Here is a 21,375-nt window from a genome sequence, read left to right as displayed (position 1 = left end):
GTGTGCACGGAAACGGAGGCGCACCCATGGACGGACATCACGACGAGAGCAATGACGCCGGCAGGCACGTCGGCGACGGCGAATACCAGCTGTCCGAGGACCAGCTTGACGCGGTGGCCACGCTCGCCAGCAGCAACGTCTACGCCAGGCAGTCGAAGTGGCGTACCTTCCGCGAACTGCCCGCCGGCCAGCGGTGGGCGTACTTCCGGCAACACTTCCTGGCCGGCGTGGTCGTGGCCGCCGTGCTCGTGGCGCTCGCCGGCTCGTTGCTCGGCACGATGCTGTTCCACGGGCCCGACCCCGTGGTCGGCATCCAGGCCATCAACATGCAGGACGACGCCGCGCGCATCGACCGGCTCAAAGCCGGCTTCGTCAAGGCCGAGCACCTGGACGACGACCGGCTCGTCGACGCCGGCGCGACGATGCTCATCACCGCCGACGGCTCGACGGGCAGCGGCATGATGGACGATTCGTCCAAGCTCATGGCCATGACCGCGGCCAAGCAGATCCAGGTGCTCATCGCCCCCGGCGACGACGCGGGCATGCTCGTCAAACGCAACCTCTTCGTCCCCGCCAAGGACGTGCTCACCACCGCGCAGCTCGCCGCGGTCCAAGGCTCGCTGCTCGGCAAGGACGGCAAGCCGGTGACCGACCCGTCCGAGGCGTGGATGCTCGACCTGTCCGGCTCCGAGGTCTGGGACGGCCTCGGGGGCGCGTCCGAGCACGCGGTGATGGCGTTCTGCAACGTCACCGACCAGGACGACCTGGACTGGGCCGTCCGGTTCTTCGACTATCTGCGATTCAAGTAGCGGCACGGCAGCGGGCCGTCAAGCAGCGGGGCCGCCGGACAACGGAGGGAGCGCGGCATGGGACGCACCAACGGCCGGAAGGATGACCGGGGGAATATCGGCGGCCTGCGCAAGATCACGATGCGCGAGGCGGTCGGCTTCGGCATCGGCGACTGCTACGGCGGCGGGCAGCTCGTCCTCATCTCCACCTACCTCGCCCTGTTCTGGAGCTGGTTCTGCGGCATGAGCATCGTCACCGCGCAGGGCATCATCGGTGTGAGCGCGCTGGTGAGCGCCGTCGGCGCGTTGGTGTTCGGCGTGCTCGACGACAACCTCTACCGCTATTCGATCGGCCGGCGCTTCGGCCGGCGTGGCTTCATGCTCATGCTCATCGCGCCCGCGCTGCTCGTCGGCGTGCTGCTGTGGGTCCCGGGCCTGCCGGTGTGGGCGTATGCGCTCGTCTACGTGCTGTGGGTGATGCTGGCGCAGGCGTTCCAAGCCAGTTACAACCCGCTTCCCGGCGAGATGACGCGCGACTATGGCCAGCGCACCAAGCTCTCCACCACGCGTATGGTCATCTCCACGGCCGCGGGCACGCTGATCCCGCTGCTGGGAAGCCTGTCGCTGCGCGTGTTCGGCGAGGACCGTCCGACCGGATACATGGTGTTCGCGATCGGCGCGGTCGCCGTGTTCGCCTGCGCCGTGGGGGTGACGTGGCGGACCACCTGGGAGATGACGCCGGAGCAGGCCGGATTCGGAGCGTGGGCCAGCGGGCGGCGCCGCGAGCCGCGGCTCGGCGTGCGCGGGTGGATGCGGCGCGTGGGGCGCGTGCTGGGCGAATACGCCTCGACGCTGCGCATCAAGGAGTTCCGCAAGCATGTGACGATCTACCTGCTCGTGCAGGTGTCGATGGACGTGTTCGGCCAGACCTTCGTGTTCTTCGTAATCTACGACTGGAACCGCACGGCCGCGTTCGCGTCGCTGCTGCTGGGATGCGCGGTGGTCTCGCTGCCGCTGATGCCCCTGTTCGGCTGGCTGCTCACGCGCATCGGGCCGCGCCGGCTGTACGCGGCGAACTTCGCCGGCATGCTCGTGGGCCTGGCGTGGCTCGGCGCGGCCTGGGCGCTCGCCGGGCGGCTGCCGGGGGCGGCCTGGACCGTGTTCGCGGTGGCCGGCTCGCTGTGGTTCTTCGCGTTCAAGTCGCTGTGCGGATACCTGCCGTGGGCGGTGTTCCCGTTCATCGCGGACGTGGACCAGATCGTCACCGAACGGTACCGCTCCGCCACGTTCTCCGGCGTGCAGGCCGGGTTCCGCCAACTGGGCTCCGGCGTGGCGACGATCTGCGTGGGACTGGTGCTCGGCGCCGTCGGCTTCGACTCGACGCGCGCCACCCAGCCGCCGGCCGCGCGCGCGGGCCTCGCGGCGGTGCTGCTGGGATGGTTCGCCTTCGCGATGGTCGTGTGCTGGGTGGTTTCGCAGCATCTCAACATCAGCAAGCGCACGGATTCGACCGTGCTGCAGGAGATCGACCGTCTGCGCAACGGCGGGCGCAAGGCGGACGTGAGGCCCGAGGTGCGTGACACCGTGGAGCATCTGACCGGCGTGGACTACGACCGTTGCTGGCCCGACGCGTGAGCGCACGGCGGTCCTACACTTAGGGGAGTGAGGCAGGGTTGATCAGAATGTGTGAGCCCGGAGCCGGATGAGGAGGAAGCATGGCGAAGGCGGTGGAGGTGTCGGTCACCTCGTGGCGGAAAAACCTGGTGAAGGCGGGGGCCGAGCGCGGGCGTGTGCTGCTCATGCCCGGCACCGGATACACCTGCGACCGGCCGCTGCTGTACTGGTCGGGCCAGGCGCTCGCCCAGGACGGCTGGCGTATCGACCGCATGAACGTGCGCAACGCCTCCGACGACCTGTCCGCCGTGCTGCCCGTGCTGTGCGACGCGGTCGACCGCTGGGTGGGCGAGGTGCGCGGCGAGGCGGCCGCGGCCGGGCGTCCGGCCCCGCGGCTGCTGCTCATCGGCAAATCTCTGACCACCATGACCTACCCGCATGTGGCCTGCGCCTTCGGGCTGCCGTTCGTGCTGCTCACGCCGGTGCTTCACCACGCCGACTTCGATCCCTCGCGCCGCGTGATCCCCGTGCCCGCCATGGCCGACGGTGCGCTGAGGGCCGAGGACGACCCGGCGCTCGCCGCCGCCCGCGTCGCCGCCGGGCTGGGGGCCGCGGCCCGGCCGGCGGCCGGCGGGGCTGTCGGGGCTGGTGAGGGTGTCGGAATCGCTGGGGCCGGCGGGGCCGACGCGCGGGCCGCGGCGTATCCCGGCCCGGCGCCGCTGGTCTGCGCCGGCACCGCCGACCCGTTCTACGACCGCGCCCGCGCCAACGCCCTCACCCCGCATGTGCACGAGTATCCGGACGCCAACCACTCCATCGAGGTGCCCGGCCACTGGCGCCGCTCCCTCGACTTCCTCAAGGAGGTCACCGCCTCCGTCTCGCAGTACGCCGCCACGATCTGACCGGCCTGTCTGAGCGCTGGACGGCGTGGGTTTGGCCGGCCTGGTCAGCGACGGTAGGCTGGGCGGCATGCTGACGTTTTCACAGAGCATTGCCGGCATCGATGGTACGGCGGCGCGGTTCGACGGCTATGTGCTGGATAACTCGCCGGAGCTGGATATGGGCCGCCGGCGGCCGGCCGTGCTCATCCTGCCGGGCGGGGCGTATGCGATGACCTCCGACCGCGAGGCCGAACCAGTCGCCGTCAATCTGCTCGCCCACGGCTTCCAAGCCTTCGTGCTGCGCTACTCCTGCGCGCCCTCCGTGTTCCCGACCGCGTTGGTCGAGACCGCCGAGGCGATGCGGCGCATCCGCGAGCATGCCGACGAGTGGCATGTGGACCCCGGCCGCATCGTGGTGATGGGCTTCTCCGCGGGCGGCCACGCGGCGGCACTGTTCGCCGAACAGTGGGACGGCGCCCTGCTCGCCGGCCACGGCTACGAGGCCGAGGCCATCCGCCCCAACGGGCTCGCCCTCGGCTACCCGGTCATCACCAGCGGTCCGTTCGCCCATCGCGGCTCCATCGACAACCTCCTCGGGGAGCGGAAGGACGATCCGCAGCTCCTCGACCTCGTCTGCCTGGAACGGCATGTGAAGGCCGGCACCGTGCCGCCCACCTTCATATGGACCACCGCCACCGACGACGCGGTGCCCGCCGCCAACACCACGATGTTCGTCGACGCCCTCCTCGCCGCCGGCGTGGGCGTGGAGGCGCATGTCTTCCCGACCGGCCGCCACGGCCTGTCCCTCGGCACCGAGGAGACCGCCGACACGCCTGAGCGTGTGGAATCCTGCGTCCAGGTGTGGCCCGACCTCCTCGCCGCCTGGATCCGCGGCGTCGTGCGCTGAGCCGGGAGCCGCCGTACCCATCCGGCGGCTCCTCCGGTGGCCCCCGCCGCCACGACACGCCCGGATGGCATGTGATGTCGGCGGCGGACCGTACAGTATCCCGCTGTAAACCACAGACCGTTGGTTGAGGTTCCGCGCGAGCGGAGCTTCCGAAGTTTGGTTCGCCAAGCCAGCGCAGGTTGAGACATGGATGCCCGCGAGGGCTTTCACGCGGCGAGCGCGCAAGCGCTTCGCGGATGACCGTAGCTCTGCCTGTGCGCAGGGCTTTTTTTGTTGCCCTGCATCGGGGCGGCGCCAACCTTCAGGTCAACGGCCGACTTAGGAAGGAACGCCATGAAGAGGCCCGAAAAGGAAGCGGTGGTCGCCCAGCTCACGGCTCAGTTCCGTGACGCTGACGCGGTCTACCTGACCGAGTACCGCGGGCTTACCGTTCCGCAGATCTCCGATCTGCGCGAAAAGCTAGGCCGCGATACTTCCTACACCGTGGCGAAGAACACGCTGGCTCGCATCGCCGCCAAGGAAGCGGGCGTGGAAGGTCTGGATGAGATCCTGGCCGGCCCGACCGCCATCACCTTCGTGAAGGGTGATTACATCGAGGCTGCGAAGATCATCCGTGATTTCGCCAAGGAGAACAAGGCCCTCGTCATCAAGGGTGCCGCCGCTGACGGCACCGTGTACGACGCCGAGGGTGCCAAGAAGCTTGCCGATCTCAAGTCCCGTCCGGAGCTCCTCGCGGAATTCGCCGGCGACATCAAGGAGACCATGGCCAAGGCCGCCCGTCTGTTCAACGCCCTGCCGACCAAGGCCGTGCGTACGATCGACGCCCTGCGCGAGAAGCAGGAGAAGGCCGCCTGATTCACCTGTGGCGAGGCCTCGTGCCCGCCGCGTGAACCATGCGCTTCATAACTGAAAAAGAACACAAGGTTTATGGGTGCCGGGACCACCACCTCTTCCCTGCGCCACAATAAGAAAGGAAGCCATTATGGCTAAGTACACCAACGATGAGCTGCTCGAGGCCTTCGGCGAGATGACCCTGGTCGAGCTCTCCGAGTTCGTCAAGGCCTTCGAGGAGAAGTTCGACGTCGAGGCCGCCGCCCCGGCCGCCGTCGTTGCCGCTGCTCCGGCCGCCGCCGCTGCCGCCGAGGAGGAGAAGGACGAGTTCGACGTCATCCTCTCCGCCGTTGGCGACAAGAAGATCCAGGTCATCAAGGCCGTGCGCGCCATCACCAACCTCGGCCTGGCCGAGGCCAAGGCCCTCGTGGACGGCGCTCCGAAGCCGGTCCTCGAGAAGGCCAAGAAGGAGGACGCCGAGAAGGCCAAGGCTCAGCTCGAGGAGGCTGGCGCCACCGTCGAGATGAAGTGATTCGCGCGGGAGTGAATCCCGCTTGCCGAATCGCCTCACGGCGAAACGCTTCGAGGAACCCCGCACCCGCCTCGGGTGCGGGGTTCCTCGCATTCCCGGCGGGACCATGTGCCGTGGCATGCTCGCGTTCGGGGAAGGGAATCGCGGCAGCGCGGCGGAGAAATGGCCAGACCGGCGCCCCGGTGTGCCACAATAGGAAATAGTGTCTGTACGATGCCGTCATCGAAAGGAAGGCCGACGCAGTGAGTGGAGATCAGACGACCCGTCAGTGGCGTGTGCTGGTCGGCGGAGGTGCCCAGACCGACGTCCGTCCGGGGGAGCGCGTCGAAATCGGACGCAAACCCATCCGGCCTCTGCCTGACGACGACATCCCCCGTTTCGAGGTGGCCGATGCCACCCGTTCGATGTCGAAGCGCCACGCCGTGTTCTCCGTGTCCGAAGGCGGCGCCGCGACGCTGCGCGACCTCGGCTCCACGAACGGCTCCTACATGGTGCGTAGCGACGGTAGTCTCGTCCGGCTGCCCGAAGGCGTCGACTTCCCGCTGCCCACCTCGCCGATGCGTGCGCAGTTCGGCGATGTGACGGTGGACTTCGTGCGCGTCGAGACCATCGAGCCCGCGCAGACCTTCACCGTGCCCGACCTGTTCAACTACGCGCCCTCCCACAGCCGCCAGGAGCCCGATGCCGCGGACATGTCGGTCGACGACATCCTCGATCTGCGCGCGGGGGAGCCCACGACGATGTTCCAGTCGCGCGCCGCAGCCGCGGCGGCTTCCGGCGCGGCGCAGCCCGTGCTCCAGGGAACCGAGCGGAACGAGGTCGAGACCGAGGCCGGTCAACCCGAGGCAAACCCCCAGCCGGACTTCTTCGCTCAAGGCGACGAGGAGGAGCGGCCCGCCGACTCGTTGGATTCGATGCCGCTGGCCGTCGGCGGCGCCGCCCCGGAGGAACCGGTCCAGGAACCCGCCCGCGACCTGTTCGTCGACGCGATGGCGACTGGCGTGACCGAGACCGAGGACGCAGGCCAGTCCGCCGCCGAACCGTCCCAGACCCCCGAACCATCCCAGGTCGCCGAACCCGAGCAGACCATGGAACCCGGGCAGTACACGGAGTCTGGCCAAGCCGCCGAGCCGGCTCAGACCGATGCAATCGCCCAGGCCGCCGAAGCGACCCAGCCTGTCCAGACCGCACAGCCTGCCGAGGCCGCCGGCGTCGCCGCGGCGCAGCAAGTCGAGTCGACGCAGACCGCAGGCGCAACGCAGTCCACGGCAACCGTACAGCCTGCGGAAACCGCGCAGACTGCTCCCACGGCGCAGACCGCGGAACCGGCCGCGGAACCCGCGCAGGCCGCCCCGGTGCAGACCGCCCCCGCACAGGCCATGACGCCGGCCGACATCGTGTTCACCCCGCTGGAGGCGGGAGAGGGCGAGGTCGGTGCCGACAACGCCGCGCAGTCCCAGGTGCAGCCCGCCGCCGCGGGACCCTCCGCCGAGGAGACCGCCGTCTTCACCCCGGCCTTCGAACCCGGCTCGGTGTTCGACCGCGTGTCTCGCGGCGAGCTCAAGGCCGCCGCCCCCGCCATCGAGGTGGATGGCATGACCTCCGAGGACGCCAAGCATTCCACCGACTTCAGACTCCAGTACGAGATGGCCCGCCATGAGGAGCTCCAGCCCTTCCTGGCCATGAACCCGGCGCTGTACGACGACCTGTATGCCTGGCTGGCCGCCCAAGGCAACCGGGATATCGACGAGGCGCTCTCCCACAACGAGGGCTACCGCGAATACCGCGCTGCGGTAGGAAAGTGAGTCAGCCGATGAGCAACGAACCATCGTTGGACCGCATCAAAGCCTGGCGCGACGATTACCGGGCCGTGCTGGCGCCCACGCCGCTGGAGGACATTAACCAGCTGACCGCCCAGCTCGACCTGACGCACGCCCACCCCTCCGGCATCGCCAAGCTCTTCGCCAGCGGGCAGGCCACGCTCGACGTGCTGTTCCGCGACGCCGGCATGCTGCGCGCCGCCGAACGCCGCCTCGGCCGCGTGGTCGACGACCGCGACGCCAAACGCCGCGTCAGCGGCGTCGCCGGCCTCTCCCTGGCCGTGGGCGTGGCCACCTGGACCGGCAACGCGATGCCCGTCCTGCTGTACCCGGTCGAGGTGACGACGGACGCCAAGGAACCCGCCGCCAGCGTCGTGCGCTTCACCGGACGCGTCTCGATGAACGCCACCTTCCTCGACACGATGGCGATGGCCGGCGTGGAACTGGATGAGCAGGAGCTGTTCGACGGCAAGAACTACGAAAGCGGTGTGCCGGACACCTCCGCCGTGTTCGCGGCCATCACGGCCATCGCCGGCAAACGCATCGCCGGATTCTCGATCGAGCGGCATATCGCGCTCGGCTGCTTCATGGAACCCTCCGCGCTGGTGCTGACCGAAAGCCAGCGCATCATCGACCGGCTCGCCTCCGGCCCCACCGGCAACACGCTGCTCGACGCCCTCTCCGGCGACGAGCAGGCCTGCGCCGCCCTGCGCGACGACCCGATCCTCGGGTACAGCCCCTTCGACGCCGACCCGCACACCGAGGTCGAGGTGTGCGACGTGGACAACACCGTGCGTTACGCGGCGCAGCTCGCCGCCGCCGGACACAACGTGTTCCTCGACACCGCGGTCGGCTCGGACACGGCCGCCCAGGCCGCCGCCATCGCTGCCCGCTGCGTGATGGCCGGCCGCTCCGTGCTCGTGGTCCCGGGCGTGGCCGAGCAGAAGCGCCGCTTCGCCCAGACCATGCGCGCCAACGAGATGGGCGGCCAGCTGCTCGACATCGCCGAATCGAACGTGGACGAGGACATCGACCGCCAGCTCATCGCCGCCGTCGGATTCCAGCCCGGCGTGGCCGTCCAACGCTTCGACCAGCTCGCCGACGAACTCGTGGGCGTGCGCTCGCGCCTCACCCGCTACCTGGGCGACCTGCACGGCGTCAACGAGCAGTGGGGCGTCTCCGCCTACCAGACCATCCAGAACCTCGCCTCGATCTCCGCCAGCCCGACGCACCCCGCCACGCGCGTGCGCCTCGACGTGGCCGCCGCGCGCCGCATCGGTGGCCATATAGACGAGTGGACGGCCAAGCTCGTGCGCGCCGGAGAACTCGGCGAATACGTGATCGGCCCGAACGACACGGCCTGGTACAAGGCCTCCATCACCTCCGAGGACGATGCCGTGGCCGTGTACCAGCGCGTCGTCGACCTGCTGGAGAAGCTGCTGCCCGCCGTGCGCGAGCACGTCGCCTCCGTGGCCGAGACCTGCGGCTTCCCGGTGCCCGCCACCGCCCGCGAATGGGGACGCCAGATCACCGTGCTCAAGAACCTGCGCCGCGTGCTCGACGTGTTCCAGCCGGAGATCTTCGAGCGGGACATCGAGTCGATGATCGAGGCCAGCAAATCCAAGGCCGACCGCAAGGCCGAGGGCACCACGCTGGGCTTCTGGGAGCGCCGCCGCCTGGTGCGCGAGGCCAAGGGGCTGCTGCGCGTGGGCGCGCAGGTCGAGGACCTGCACGACGCGCTCATCGTCGTACGCAAGCAGGCCGAGCAGTGGGGGTCCCTGGTGCCCCACGGCGGCTGGCCGGTGCTGCCCTCCAAGCTCGACCGCATGGTCGAGACGCAGGAGGCCCTCTCCAGCGACCTGACCGCCCTCGACGCGGTGCTCGCCACCACGCCCCAGGGCGCCGACCTGGAATCCCTGGACTTCACTAAGCTGGAAAGCCGTCTGCACGCCCTGTACGACGACCGTATCGCCCTGGACACCCTGCCCGAACGCTGCCGCCTGGAGAACGAGTTCACCACGGCCGGCCTCGACGAGCTCATCGGCGACCTGGGCAACCGCCGCGTGGACACCGACGCGGTGGGTGCCGAGCTCCAGCTCGCCTGGTGGACCACGGTGTTCGAGGACATCGTGCGCTCCTCGCCGATCATCTCCAACCAGGACGGCTCCGCGCTGGAAGCCGCCTCCGACCGCTTCGAGCAGGTGGACGTGGAGCATGTGCGCTCCATCGGCCCGATGGTGGCGCAGGATGCCACCCGCCGCCTGTGCGACATGCTGTTCTCCCGCACCCAGGAGGCCAACCAGCTGCACACCGCGTTGGCCGGCCGCGGCCACATGCCGCTCGACCGCCTGCGCCGCGACCATCCCGACATCATCACCGCCGCCAAGCCGGTGATGATGGCCACGCCCGCCACGCTGTGCGCGCTCACCGCGCCGGAGACGCTCGCCGACGTCGTCATCATCGACGCCTGCGCGCATATCCCCGCCATCCAGCTGCTCGGCATCGTGGCGCGCGCCCGCAAGGCCGTCGTCATCGCCCACGGCGCCACCGTCACCTGCGAGAGCCTGCAGATGCTGATCGGCATGCTGCCGCGCGTCGAGGCCGCCGTCGACCCGGTGTGCCGCGCCCCGCAGGTCGCCGATTTCCTCGAGGCCAACGGCTACGGGCCCGTGCGCCACGACGTCGCCAACGAGACCACGCGCGGCGAGGTGCGCTTCCACCGCATCGAAGCCAGCGGCGTGCCGACCATCGGCTCCGGCCTCGTCGAATCGAGCCAGCAGGAGATCGAGGAGGTGGTGCGCCTCATCACCGAGCGCGCCTCCCGGTTCACCATCGTGCCCGCGCAATACCTGCTCGCCGTCGTCACCCTCACCGACGCCTTCCGCGCACGCCTCGGCGCCGAACTCAAGGCGCTCGCCGCGAAGGACGCGACGATGGACGCCTTCCTGCGCCACGTCCGACTCGTCGGCGTGCGCGAGGTCCCCGGCATCAAGGTCACCGACGTGATTCTCACGCTGTGCTATGCGAAGACCTCGCACGGCCGGCTCATCCAGCAGTTCGGCCCGCTGGAGGACGGCGGCGGCCGCGGCGTGCTCCTCGACGCGATGGCCCTGCCCGACCGCCACCTCGACATCGTCTCCGCCTTCGGCTCCGAGGACCTCGACGACAGCCGCCTGCACCAGCCCGGCCCCCGTCTGCTCAAGACGATGCTCATGTGGGCCGAGCAGCTCGGCGACCGGCCGGAGGAACCCGCCGCCTCCGAGACCAGCGGCAACGTGCTCATGGACGACCTTGCCGCCCGCATCCGCGCCCGCGGCCTCGAGGTGGCCGTGGACTACGGCTACGAGCGGGGCATGCGCATCCCGCTGGCCGTGGGCGTCAAAGGCAAGCCGTACCGCGTGGCCGTGCTCACCGACGACCAGAACTTCATGTCCATCCAGTCCACGCGTGTGCGCCACCGCCTGCTCATGCAGCAGCTCATGACGCTCGGTTGGTCCGTGATGACAGTGTGGAGCGTCGGCGCCTTCGTCAACCCCGACAAGGAGGTCGACCGCATCGTCTCCCGCCTCGGCGAACTCTACCGGGACGTGCAATGAGCGAGTACGATCCGAACCGCCGCACGCCGCGCAAGCACAAGCGCGTCGTGCGGCAGGGCACCGAGCTTTTCGACGCCGACGGCGTCAAGCTCGAACCCGCCGATATCCTCACCGAACGCCAGCGTGCCGACGACGATGACCGTCGGATCCTGTCGGAGCTGCCGCCTCACTTCGCGGTGTTCTCCGAACACCGCTTGTGAGGCGGCCTTCGCGAGCACGGTGGCGTGCTCGCTCACTTCGCCTACGGAAAGCCCGCCGGGCGCATCCACTCTTCAGTTGCCAAACGTTCGTGGTCAGCGGGTCATCCGTCTGAGCGGGTGACCGCGACGATGGCTCCGGCCTCCTGCGTGGCCATGACCGCAAGCGCCGCCCCGGGCGGCATCGCCAGCGACACCATGCCGCCGACGCCGCCGTCCTCGTCCTTCGACGGCCGGGCCATCACCAGCGCCCGATCCGTCAGCACGCATGGCTCCGCCGCGCCCTGCGCGTCTCCCTGGGCGTGCGCCTCTGATGCGGAGGCCGCATCCGCGCAGCCCATCGCCGAGGCCAGGGACACATGGTCGCCTGGCGTCAACGCCGCAATGTCGCTGGCCACCCGCACCTCGAGCACGGTGTGGCCGTCCGGCGGCACCGGGGAGGCGCGTATCGCCGTCGGATACAGCGGCTGGCCCCGCTCCACCGCGGTCTGCGCCACCATGCCCACGACCGCGGCGTCGTCATGCGCCGCACCCTCCACGGCCGGCGACCGCGGCGTCCGTGCCACCGCCACATCCCCGGCCGCGATGGTCGCGCCGCGCTCCAACGCGCGCGTGGCCACCACCACCGGCATGGTCTCCACGGTGCCCAGCACGCATTGCAACGTCAGGAACACCGCCAGCCCCGCGCATGCCGCGGCCGCGGCACGGGTCAGCCCCGCGCGCATCCGGCGCCGGCGTAGCCCGTCCGGCACCTGCCTGCCGCCGTCAGGAGAGCCGGCCGGCCTTCTTCGGCCGGAGGACATCGAGAACCATGCCATGCCTCCATCCTCCCCAAGACGGTCAGGCGGGGCCACAGCGAGGAGCCGTTGTGGTCGGATCCTCCGCTCCGGGCGTGTCGTCCACCGTGTTCGGGGGTATGACGCCGATCCGTCCACAGTCTGGCAGCGTTCACAACCGCGGTCCGTCCACAAACCTCCGCATGACGCCGCATCCATCCACACACTGGCAACGTTTGCCATGCGCACTTGTCCACAATCAGCCGGCTACAGGCCCGTCATCCCGTCCCGTTCCGGCCACTCCATCAGGACCCACAATGCAAGGAACCCGCGCCCCGGGAAGGGGGCACGGGTTCCTTTGGCGATATGCGGACGGTCGGCGGGCCTGGTCGTCGTAAACGACGGTCCACCGGATGCCCGGCCATGTCAGTCGGCCGCCCATCGCAGGCGGCGCCGGCCACAGGCGTCAGTCGGACTTCTTGGCGCCGTCCGTGCGGTAGAAGCCGCTGCCCTTGAACTCGATCGGCACGGCGGAGAACACCTTGCGCACCTGTTCCTCATGGCATTGAGGGCACACGGTGATCGGGTCGTCCTCGAACGACTGCTGCTCGGTGAAGTCGTAGCCGCAGCCCTTGCAACGGTAATGATAGGTAGGCAACGCGAATCCTCCCACGAAAACGGTTCTCTGACACGGATTTCAACCGTTCATATCCTAATCGCCGCCGCGACACGGCCCGGGGCATTATCCCACCGGGCAAAACGCGCCCTGTGCCACATCCCGGCCTCAGTCCCGCCGACGGAACCATCGCACCCCGGCCATCGTCAGCGCCGCGTCCGCCGGCCGGTCGTGCGGCTCGCGGGGCAGCGGCCCCGGCACCAGCTCCCACGGCCAGCACACCGCCACCGTCGGCGCAGCGGCATCCAGATGCGTCAGCGCGCGGTCATACCAGCCGCCGCCGCGGCCCAGACGGTTCCCCTCGCGGTCCACGGCCAACGCCGGCACCACCGCCAGCCCCGCCGCCGCCAGCGCCTCCGCCGGCAGCGTGGGGCCGTCCGGCTCCTGGGGACGGCGGCGCGAAACCGGCGTTCCCGCACCCGCAGGTATCCCCGCATCCGCCGGTATCCCGGCGCTTGCCGGAACCCCCGCACCCGCCGGCATCGTCACATCCGCCAGCGCCGCCATCCGCGTCAGCTCAGCCCAGCCGACGTCGCGCCCGCGCCCCAGCGCCGGTACCAGCACCCGCCAGCCCCGCGACAGCAGCATCCGCAGCATCGGCCTCGTCTCCACTTCCGTGCCCATCGACACATACGCCGCCGCCGTGGGCCTGCCGCCGGCCAGGGCTCGCGCGCCCGGCAGCCCCGCGGCGCCGCTGCCCAACGCGATGGTGCCACTGTCCAGCGCCTCGGCCAGCGCCCGCGCCATGGCCTCGCCGGCGGCACGCCGCTGGTCCGCCGACGTGCCCCGCCGCCGGGCCAGCGCCGCATGCCGCCAGGTCTCCTTCGGGGACGCCGCGGACAATCCGGCGAACGGGTCCGTCATCGCGTCGGTTCCATCCGCCATCGCGCCGGTCCCGTCCGCCGTCATCGCGGCCCCGCGCCCGGCCAAGCCGTCATCCCAATCCACGTCCATACCGCCGTTCTACCATCGCCGGCCAGTCTCCGCCTGGCCACAGTTCCCGCATTGCCCGGCCAGTCCCCGCCTTGCCCGGCCAGTCCCCGCCTCGCCCGGCCAGTCCTCGCCCTGCCCGGCCTACGATGGGAGCCATGTCCGTCCTGCAGCATCTGCGCACCGCATTCGCCCCCGCCAAGGAGGCCATCAGGCCCCCGTGCATCGACGCTCCGGCCGGCGCCGCGCCCCTCCGCCTACGGCCGATGACAATGGACGATGCGGAGGAGTGGAACGCGCTGCGCTGGGCTAACGACGCCTGGCTCGCCCCCTGGGAGTCCGGTGACCCGATGGGCGGCCACGGCATCAGCTTCCATCAGTGGATCGCCAATCAGCGGCGCAACGAGCAGCGCGGCACCGGCGTCACCTTCCTCATCGAACGCCAGGGCACCATCGTCGGGCAGATCTCCATCGGCGCAATCGTCTACGGTGCGATGCGCACCGGCGTGGTCGGCTATTGGGTCGACCGCGATCAAGCCGGCCACGGCTACGCCCCGCAGGCCCTCGCGATGCTCGCCGACTGGGCCTTCTCCGCCCCGGACGGGCCTCGCCTGCACCGCCTCGAGATCGCCATCGTGCCCGAGAACCAGCGCTCGCTGGCCGTCGTGCGCAAGGTGGGCGCCCATCACGAGGGCCTGCGCCCCAAATACATGTATGTGAACGGCCAGTGGCGCGACCACGAGACCTTCTGTCTGCTCGCCGAGGACATGGGCCAAGGATTCTCCCAGCGTTTTGTCAGCCGACACACCTGGACGGGTGGACCCGCCCAGGGCATGGAGTCCCCTATTGTTGAGTGATATGAGTTATGCATCACTGAGCGCGGTCGTCGTGCTGGTGATCATAGCCCTGGGAATCGTTGTCTGGCTGCCTGCCAGGACGGCCAGCAGCATGCGCCACGTGGAGGAACACCGCGCCGACCGCTTCTCGCCGTCGATGCACCTGGTCGACGAGTCGAGCGGCACGCGGTTCTCGGACGGGCGCACACCGCAGGTGAAAGGGATACTTATGGAGCCTCAGGAACGGCGCGGAACGGCATACAGCGCCGAACGCATCGCCCATGTGCGCGCATTGCGCCATGCGGCGGTCCGCCGCCGTAGGATCATCGTCCTGTCCCTGCTGGCCATCACCCTGCTGGTGCTGGGCCTGGCCTTCGGCCTGAAGTTCAGCCCCCTGTTCGCGCTGATCCCCGCCGCGCTGCTCGTGCTGGTGCTCGCACTGGGCGCGCACGCCGCCAGCCAGGCGCGCGCGTGGGAGCATAAGGTCGCCGAAGCCCGCCGTGCCGCCAAGTCCGCCGCGCGTGCCGCCAAGCCGGCGGAGCGTGCCGCCAAGCCGGCGGAGCGCGCCGCCAAGCCCGTGCCCGCGGCAGCCGCCAAACCCACTGTCGACGCCGCGCCGACCGAGGCGCTGGAGAAACGCGAGATCCGCCGCGTGCTGCACGAGGCCGAGCTCGAGCGCGTCCGTCGTGAGCAGCTCAAGGCCGAGGCCGACGCCGCGCAGGCCTCGCCCTCCGCGCCGACCGCCGCCACCCAGCCCGCAGCCGCGCCCGCCGCGAGCCATGACACCCCGTCCTCCGCCACGGCACCGCAGCCCACAGCTTCCGCCGCAGTGATCGACGCTGCCGCAGTCGAGCCCGCCGATGCCTCCGGTGCCGCCGAGGCCCCCGTCGTCTCCGCGTCCGCCGATGCCGCGCCCGCCGACGCGACCACCGAGCTGAGCGAAATCACGCCGGCCCGCGCCATCGAGGCCTTCGACATGGTGATGGCCTCCCAGGACCTCATCTCCTTCTCGCTGGGCGCCCCGCGCAACGGCGTCGAGACGCCGGCCGCCGCGCCCGAAAGCCTGGAGATCAAAAGCGCCCGCCAGGTCGCCAAGGCCGAGCCGGTGGACACCGAGGAGCACGCTCGGCTGGCCGCCGAGGCCAAGGTCGAGACCGAGCCCGCCTCCGCCGCGCAGGCCGAGGACGTACGGAACGACGCCGACCGTGACACCGCCGCCTTCCACGACGCCGAGGCGCACGCCGACGTGGAGGCGCCGGCCGCCTCCTCCGACTCCCTAGGCACCGGGCTCGAATCCATCCTCGCCCGCCGCGGCGCCGCCGCCGAGTGAGCCGGACGCGCATCATCGTTCCGAAGGGCATCCCGCACGGGGTGCCCTTCGTCATATCCACGGGTGGCGCGCCCGCGCTGCCGGCCGCCGCGCCCCTACGCCCGGCATCGGCTCCGCCGCCGCGCTGTTTTGCTCACAGCGTTAGCACTCAAGTTGGCAGAGTGCTAACAATCGCGCTAGGATAAGTCGCAGTGCGAAGGAGAAGCCAAGCAGATCGTCAGCCTCTTGGGTCCTTCCTAGCGCGGAAAACATCGAACACGACTAGATAACGAGGTGACCCTCTTATGTCGATTAAGCTCACTCCGCTGGAGGACAAGATCATCGTCAAGCAGGCCGAGGCCGAGACCCAGACCGCGTCCGGTCTGTACATTCCGGACAACGCCAAGGAGAAGCCGCAGCAGGGCGAGGTCCTGGCTGTGGGCCCGGGCCGCCGCGACGACAAGGGCGAGCGCATCCCGATGGACGTCAAGGTCGGCGACAAGGTCCTCTACTCCAAGTACGGCGGCACCGAGGTGCACTACGAGGGTGAGGACTACCTCATCATCGGCGCCCGCGACGTGCTGGCCATCCTCGGCTGAGCGCCGTCACGATTCCGTGCGGAACCCCGTGCGATGCCTCCGCGCATCGCACGGGGTTCTTCGTATTCGCGGCATGGCGGTGCGCTGGCCCATCGCTCCGTCCGCTGGGTCGTGCCGCGTGGTGTATCTCGGTTCGTTGGGTCGTCAGGGTGCGGCGGCGGGCGTGGTGTTTCGGCTCGTTGGCGCGCTGCGGGCGGTGTATCTGCGTTCGTTGGGTCGTGCCGAAGCGCGGCGTCTAAGCTATCTCAGCTCGTTGGGTCGTCGCGAGCGGGGTATCTCGGTTCGTTGGGGCGGATTTTCCGTTCTGCAGACATCTATCTGCGTTCGTTGGGTCCTCCGCCCACAGACACCCCAACACCCAAGCCTTGGAATTCCGCCATTTCGGGGACTTCCCTAGGCGGAGTATCGCGCCAGAGAGGACCCAACGAACGCAGATAGACCTCCGCAACGGCCCGAATCCGCCCCAACGAACGGAGATACACTCTCCGGAAGTCCCAACGAACGGAGATACGCAGCTTTGGCGCCGCCGCCCGTGCCGCATATACTGGCGACGGAGGAAGAACAAGACCGGGTTCGACGACGAAACGAGGTCCGCCATGTCCGTCACCACCGCCTCCGCTGCCACATCTGGCGCTACAGCCACCGCCGTCCCCGCAGCTATCGTCGCCGCCTCCGCCACCGCAGTCCGCATCGCCGACGCGCTCGCCGACGTGCTCTCCTGCCCGCGCTCCGTGGTCGACCTCGCCGTCGCCACCTTCGCCGCCGGCGGCCATCTACTGCTCGAGGATGTGCCCGGCGTGGGCAAGACCACGCTCGCCCGCGCCCTCGCCCTCGCGATCGGCGGCGAGGCCCGCCGCATCCAGTTCACCCCCGACCTACTGCCCGGCGATCTGACTGGCGTCGATATCTGGGACGCCCACGCCGGCCGTTTCTCCTTCCACCCCGGCCCGCTGTTCGCCAACGTCGTCATCGCCGACGAAATCAACCGCGCCAACCCCAAAACCCAGTCCGCGATGCTCGAGGCGATGGGGGAGCGCAGCGTCAGCATCGACGGCGCCACCCATCCGCTGCCCGACCCATACTTCGTCGTCGCCACGCAGAACCCGATTGAGCTGGAGGGCACCTATCCGCTGCCCGAGGCGCAGCTCGACCGCTTCATGGCCTGCGCGAGCTTCGGCTACCCCGACTCGGCCGCCGAGGCCGCGATGCTGCTCGCCCCCTCCGACCACGACCCCCTCGCCGACCTGAAGCCGGTGTGCTCGCCCGAGGACGCGGCCGCGCTGCGCCACGCCGCCGCCGGCGTGACACTCGCCCCGTCGGTCGCCGACTACATCGTCGCGCTGACGGGCGCCACCCGCTCCCACGACGGCGTGCGCTACGGCGCCTCCCCGCGCGCCAGCCTCCACCTGGCCGCGATGGCCCGCGCCCATGCGCTGCTCGACGGCCGCGGCCATGTGCTTCCCGACGACGTGCAGGCCGTCGCCGCGCCGGTGCTCGCCCATCGCCTCGTGCTCGACGACGGTGCCGCCGGCCTCGACGACGCCCGCCGCATCATCGCCGGCCTTCGTTCCACCGTGCGGGTGCCTCGGGCATGACCGCCGCGGACGAAGGCACGGTTCCGGGGCGTGGCGCCATCGCCAGGCCGCGCCGTGTGCCATGGCTGAAGCCAGGCCGGTCCAGACCCGCCCGCGTCCGCGGCCTGCTGCGCCCGGACCGCGCCCACGCCCATGGCATGCTGCGCCCGGCGTTCCGCCTGCTGCCGATGCTCGCCCTCGGCGACCTCGGTTGCTATGCCGGACTGCTCCTCGACGACCGCGCGCTGATGGCCGCCGTCTGCGCCGTCTGCACCGCCCTCGCCGTGGACCTGGCGCTCGCCGCCATCGGATCCTCCATCCCCGCCCGGCCCCTCCGCCGAACCGCTGGACGGGGTGATGCCGGACGGGGCCGCGCCGGACGGGCCATCATGCGCGCCGCCGCCCGACCCGCCGGCTTCGCGGCGGCCACGCTGCTCGCCGCGGCCGTCATCGCCGTCCTGCGCCTGCATGAGCTGACCGGCCGCTGGCCCTTCGACTGGCCGTCGGGCTGCGCCGGCACCGAATCCGCCGACTGCATGCCGTTCAACGCCTGGACCGCCCTCGGCGAACAGCTCGAGAGCGGCTTCCTCCGCCTCAACCGGCAGCTGCCGCCGCTCGCCGTGGCCGACGACAGCGACCTGTTCCTGGTCGCCGTCGTCGCCGTGGCGGCCATCCTCATCCGCTGCCTGCTCGCCGCCCGCGCCGCCGCCCCATGGATGGCGGTGCTGCCCGTCGCCGCGCTCGCCGCCGACTCCGCGTTCCTCGGCCACACCGCGCCCTGGTGGGCGGTCGCGCTGCTCGCCCTCGCCTTCCCGCTGAGCCTGTGGGCCACGGTCCGCCTGCCGGCCGGCATTCGGCCAGCCGTCAGCCAGGCCATCCGCCCGTCAGCCGCCAACCATCAGGGCGGTCCCCGACTGAACCCGGCCGGCCCCCGACTGAACCTGCCCGGCCTCCGACTGAACAGCCCCAGACCCGGCCCCGGCCCCGGACCGCGCGCCCTAACCCAGGCCCTGCCGGCCGCGCTGCTGGCCGCCGCACTGACGCTCGCCGCCACGCCGGCCGCCGCCGACCTCGCCTACCGCGTGCCGCTCAGCCTCGGCGACGGCGGCGGCCTGTTCTCCTCGGTCACCGTCAACCCGCTTATCGACCTGAAGCGCAACCTGACCACGAACTCGTCCAGCATCGTCTTCTCCTACGAGTCGGGCCAGCCGCTGGTGATGCGCCTGGCCGTCCTCTCCGACTTCAACGGCGACACCTGGGGCTACGACCCGCAGCTCGCCCACGAGGCCGGGCTGTATGGCGCCGGCATCCAGCTCGGCATCGACGCGGGCACCGAGCATCGGCGCTTCCACCGCGGCAGCCTGACGCCGCTGGACCTGTACGACATCGTGCTCTCCATCGGCATGCTCGACTCCGCCGACGCCGCCACGCTGAACGGCCTGGACATGGGCGTCACTGTGACGATGGGCACGCTGTCCTCCCGCTTCCTGCCCGTGCCCACCGCCGGCGCCGCCGTGATGGGCGTATCCTCCGACTGGACCTCCTCCGCCGACGGCACCATCTACAACCGCCGTTCCGGCACCGCCGGCGTGACACAGTACACGGCCAGCGGCCTGGGCCTCGACCCCATCGCCTCCAGCGGCGGGCTCGGCGGGCTCGACGCCATCCACGCCCTCGACGGGCGCATCGACGAGCTGCGCGCCGAACCGGATTGGTCCGGCCGCAAACAGGCGCGCGAAGCCGTCGCCGCCACGCTGCCCGGCGCGCGCATCGCCGACGGATGGCTGCTCGTCAGCGCCACGGTGGCCCCGGGTGGCACGGCCGTGCTCGCCGAGGACGGCACCCGGCTCGGCACGTTGGATGCCGACCTGTTCCCCCTGGTCTCGCGCGGCGGCGTCTTCGGCGCCGGCCGCCTCCGAGGCATCCGCCTGAGCCAGGATTTCGCCGACGTCACCCGCCACGACCTCCAGGAAACCCTCGCCTACGTCTGCCGCAAAGCCCCCGCCGGCGGTCTCGAGCTGACGCTGGGCCTGCCGCTGGACCAGGCGACCGCGGAACCCGCGGCGACGGACCGCGCCACGGGAATCGCCGTGGGCGGCGTCACGGTGCCGTTGGGCGGCGATGTGAACACGGACCGCCTCATGGACAGCCTGCAGGACGCGGCCGGCAGCGACTGGTCCGGCGCCGTCGCCCAGGTCTCGTGGGAGACCGGCCGTCGCAATCTGGCCACCTGGGCCCGCAGCCAGCTCGACCGGTGCGCACGCGCCGCCCACGCCGCGGAGAACACCGCGCTGCCCGACCGTCTGCCCGTCCACGTGCGCGCCGTCGTCGAGCAAGCCAAGGCGGCGGGCGCCGACGCCACCGGCGGCGGCTACGCCGAGCAGAAGGCCGCGCTGCGCTGGATGCTCGACTACTTCGCCGACCCCGCCAACGGCTTCGTCTACTCGCTCGACGCCCCCGACGGCGACGGCCGCGACAACCTGCAGGTGCTCGACGACTTCCTCGACCCCGCCACCGGCCACGCCGGCTACTGCCAGCATTACGCCAGCGCGCTCGCCGTGCTCGGCCGCGCCCTCGGCCTGCCCACGCGCATCGTGCTCGGCTATGCGAAGGGCGGGGACGGGACGGACCGACAGGGGCGCCACGAGGTGCGCGCCTCGCAATTGCACTCCTGGACCGAGGCCTGGGTCGATGGCGTGGGCTGGGTGCCTCTCGACGTCACTCCGGCCGCCTCCGACGGGGCCGGTGCGGCCGCCACGGACGCCGGCACGGCCACGGACGCCGGCGATGCGCCGACGGCCGTCAGTCCGCAGGACGGGGCCGACGACGCCACCGCCACCGTCCAAGACGGCAAGTCGTCGGAGACCGATGGCGCCACCGGACGGCGTGATGCCGCCGCATGGTGGGCGGCGCTGCCCGACCGGTGGGCCGGACTGCCCGGGTGGGCGCGCGGCGTGTGGATCGGCGTCGCGGCCGCGCTCGCCGTGGCCGTGCTGGCCGCGGTGCCGCCGCTGTGCCTGCGGTGGCGCCGGCGCCGCCGCCTCGCCGCGCTCGCCCGGGCCGCGGCCAGCCCGGGACGACGCCGACGCCCGGGCGCGGGCCTGGGGCCTTGCCTGGACGATGCTCGCCGGGCCGCCCGCCCGCCGCGCCCGCGGCCACCCCGGCACAACCGACCTCGCGCTCGCCCGGGAGCTGGAGCGCCGGGCCGCGGGGGTGGAACGAGCCGCCGGGGTGGAACGAGCCGCCGGGGTGGACCGGGCCGCCGGGACAAGGCGATCCACCGACTTGGCTGACCGTGGCCAGGCCGCCGACCCGACCTCGACCATCCGCATGGTCGCCCGCAACGCGGCCGCCGCGACCTTCGGCGGCGCGCCGGAACCGGTGCCGGCCGACCTCGGCCCGCGCCTTGCCGAGGCGGCCCGGACCCTGCGCGCCGCGCGCCGCCGCAGACCCAGGGGAGGGCGCGAACCGTTGGTATGATGGGGATTCGGCGGGATTGTCCACCGCGG

At 70.9% G+C, this 21,375-nt stretch carries 18 protein-coding genes; 15 read left to right on the top strand and 3 right to left on the bottom strand.

The genetic code is table 11. The features are described 5' to 3' along the window. Nucleotides 1-26: 26 nt before the first annotated feature. The 9 genes from H7U32_RS06845 to H7U32_RS06805 all read left to right on the top strand — a co-directional run bounded on the left by H7U32_RS06845 (nt 27) and on the right by H7U32_RS06805 (nt 11,169). Complete coding sequence (locus H7U32_RS06845; protein WP_204469237.1) at nt 27-809, top strand: hypothetical protein; 783 nt, start codon at nt 27-29, stop codon at nt 807-809. 57 nt (nt 810-866) lie between these two features. Beyond that, the gene (locus H7U32_RS06840) at nt 867-2,423 is read left to right on the top strand and encodes an MFS transporter (protein ID WP_204469235.1); all 1,557 of its coding nucleotides are present in this window, start codon (nt 867-869) and stop codon (nt 2,421-2,423) included. Between the two features lie 80 nt (nt 2,424-2,503). Then, the gene (locus H7U32_RS06835) at nt 2,504-3,304 is read left to right on the top strand and encodes a hypothetical protein (protein WP_204469233.1); all 801 of its coding nucleotides are present in this window, start codon (nt 2,504-2,506) and stop codon (nt 3,302-3,304) included. Between the two features lie 67 nt (nt 3,305-3,371). Further along, entirely contained in the window at nt 3,372-4,190 is an 819-nt protein-coding gene (locus H7U32_RS06830) for an alpha/beta hydrolase (RefSeq protein ID WP_204469231.1), read from the top strand. A gap of 333 nt (nt 4,191-4,523) precedes the next feature. Next, nucleotides 4,524-5,045 carry a 50S ribosomal protein L10 gene (gene rplJ / locus H7U32_RS06825; RefSeq protein ID WP_204469229.1) on the top strand — a complete coding sequence of 174 codons (522 nt, stop codon included), beginning with the start codon at nt 4,524-4,526 and terminating at the stop codon, nt 5,043-5,045. 127 nt (nt 5,046-5,172) lie between these two features. Continuing rightward, on the top strand, nt 5,173-5,553 hold the full coding sequence (gene rplL / locus H7U32_RS06820) for a 50S ribosomal protein L7/L12 (protein ID WP_204469227.1): 381 nt from the start codon (nt 5,173-5,175) through the stop codon (nt 5,551-5,553). Nucleotides 5,554-5,795: 242 nt separating this feature from the next. Further along, a complete protein-coding gene (locus tag H7U32_RS06815) occupies nt 5,796-7,358 on the top strand; it encodes an FHA domain-containing protein (RefSeq protein WP_323804604.1) in 1,563 nt (520 codons plus the stop codon). Nucleotides 7,359-7,366: 8 nt separating this feature from the next. Then, nucleotides 7,367-10,969, top strand: a complete 3,603-nt coding sequence (locus H7U32_RS06810) for a helicase (RefSeq protein ID WP_204469225.1) — start codon at nt 7,367-7,369, stop codon at nt 10,967-10,969. Continuing rightward, a complete protein-coding gene (locus H7U32_RS06805; protein ID WP_204469224.1) occupies nt 10,966-11,169 on the top strand; it encodes a hypothetical protein in 204 nt (67 codons plus the stop codon). Before H7U32_RS06810 ends, H7U32_RS06805 begins: the two co-directional genes overlap by 4 nt. 101 nt (nt 11,170-11,270) lie before the next feature. Here the strand turns inward: H7U32_RS06805 and H7U32_RS06800 are convergent, their stop codons facing one another. The 3 genes from H7U32_RS06800 to H7U32_RS06790 all read right to left on the bottom strand — a co-directional run bounded on the left by H7U32_RS06800 (nt 11,271) and on the right by H7U32_RS06790 (nt 13,572). Beyond that, nucleotides 11,271-11,984, bottom strand: coding sequence for an SAF domain-containing protein (locus H7U32_RS06800; RefSeq protein WP_204469222.1), 714 nt, complete (start codon nt 11,982-11,984; stop codon nt 11,271-11,273). A 424-nt stretch (nt 11,985-12,408) separates the two neighbouring features. After that, nucleotides 12,409-12,600 (bottom strand): FmdB family zinc ribbon protein, encoded by a 192-nt coding sequence (locus H7U32_RS06795; protein WP_204469280.1) that lies wholly within the window; start codon nt 12,598-12,600, stop codon nt 12,409-12,411. A 126-nt stretch (nt 12,601-12,726) separates the two neighbouring features. Then, entirely contained in the window at nt 12,727-13,572 is an 846-nt protein-coding gene (locus tag H7U32_RS06790; RefSeq protein WP_239457587.1) for a 5-formyltetrahydrofolate cyclo-ligase, read from the bottom strand. 134 nt (nt 13,573-13,706) lie between these two features. On the opposite strand from H7U32_RS06790, the gene H7U32_RS06785 reads away from it, so the two are divergent. The 6 genes from H7U32_RS06785 (at nt 13,707) to H7U32_RS06760 (ending at nt 21,346) form a co-directional block, all read left to right on the top strand. Next, the gene (locus tag H7U32_RS06785; protein WP_204469221.1) at nt 13,707-14,405 is read left to right on the top strand and encodes a GNAT family N-acetyltransferase; all 699 of its coding nucleotides are present in this window, start codon (nt 13,707-13,709) and stop codon (nt 14,403-14,405) included. 1 nt (nt 14,406) lies between these two features. Then, on the top strand, nt 14,407-15,714 hold the full coding sequence (locus H7U32_RS10960) for a hypothetical protein (RefSeq protein WP_204469219.1): 1,308 nt from the start codon (nt 14,407-14,409) through the stop codon (nt 15,712-15,714). A gap of 284 nt (nt 15,715-15,998) precedes the next feature. After that, entirely contained in the window at nt 15,999-16,292 is a 294-nt protein-coding gene (gene groES, locus H7U32_RS06775) for a co-chaperone GroES (RefSeq protein ID WP_094666829.1), read from the top strand. A gap of 596 nt (nt 16,293-16,888) precedes the next feature. Beyond that, a complete protein-coding gene (locus H7U32_RS06770; RefSeq protein WP_204469217.1) occupies nt 16,889-17,887 on the top strand; it encodes an AAA family ATPase in 999 nt (332 codons plus the stop codon). Next, nucleotides 17,884-21,159 (top strand): transglutaminase family protein, encoded by a 3,276-nt coding sequence (locus H7U32_RS06765; protein WP_204469215.1) that lies wholly within the window; start codon nt 17,884-17,886, stop codon nt 21,157-21,159. Before H7U32_RS06770 ends, H7U32_RS06765 begins: the two co-directional genes overlap by 4 nt. Further along, nucleotides 21,152-21,346 (top strand): hypothetical protein, encoded by a 195-nt coding sequence (locus H7U32_RS06760; protein ID WP_204469214.1) that lies wholly within the window; start codon nt 21,152-21,154, stop codon nt 21,344-21,346. The genes H7U32_RS06765 and H7U32_RS06760 overlap by 8 nt, the downstream gene beginning before the upstream one ends. Nucleotides 21,347-21,375: the final 29 nt, after the last annotated feature.

It is taken from the genome of Bifidobacterium pullorum subsp. saeculare (assembly GCF_016899725.1).
GTDB classification, from domain to species: domain Bacteria; phylum Actinomycetota; class Actinomycetes; order Actinomycetales; family Bifidobacteriaceae; genus Bifidobacterium; species Bifidobacterium pullorum_C.
Note: the sequence above shows the minus strand (reverse complement) of the source record. Positions and strands in the feature narration are given on the sequence as shown.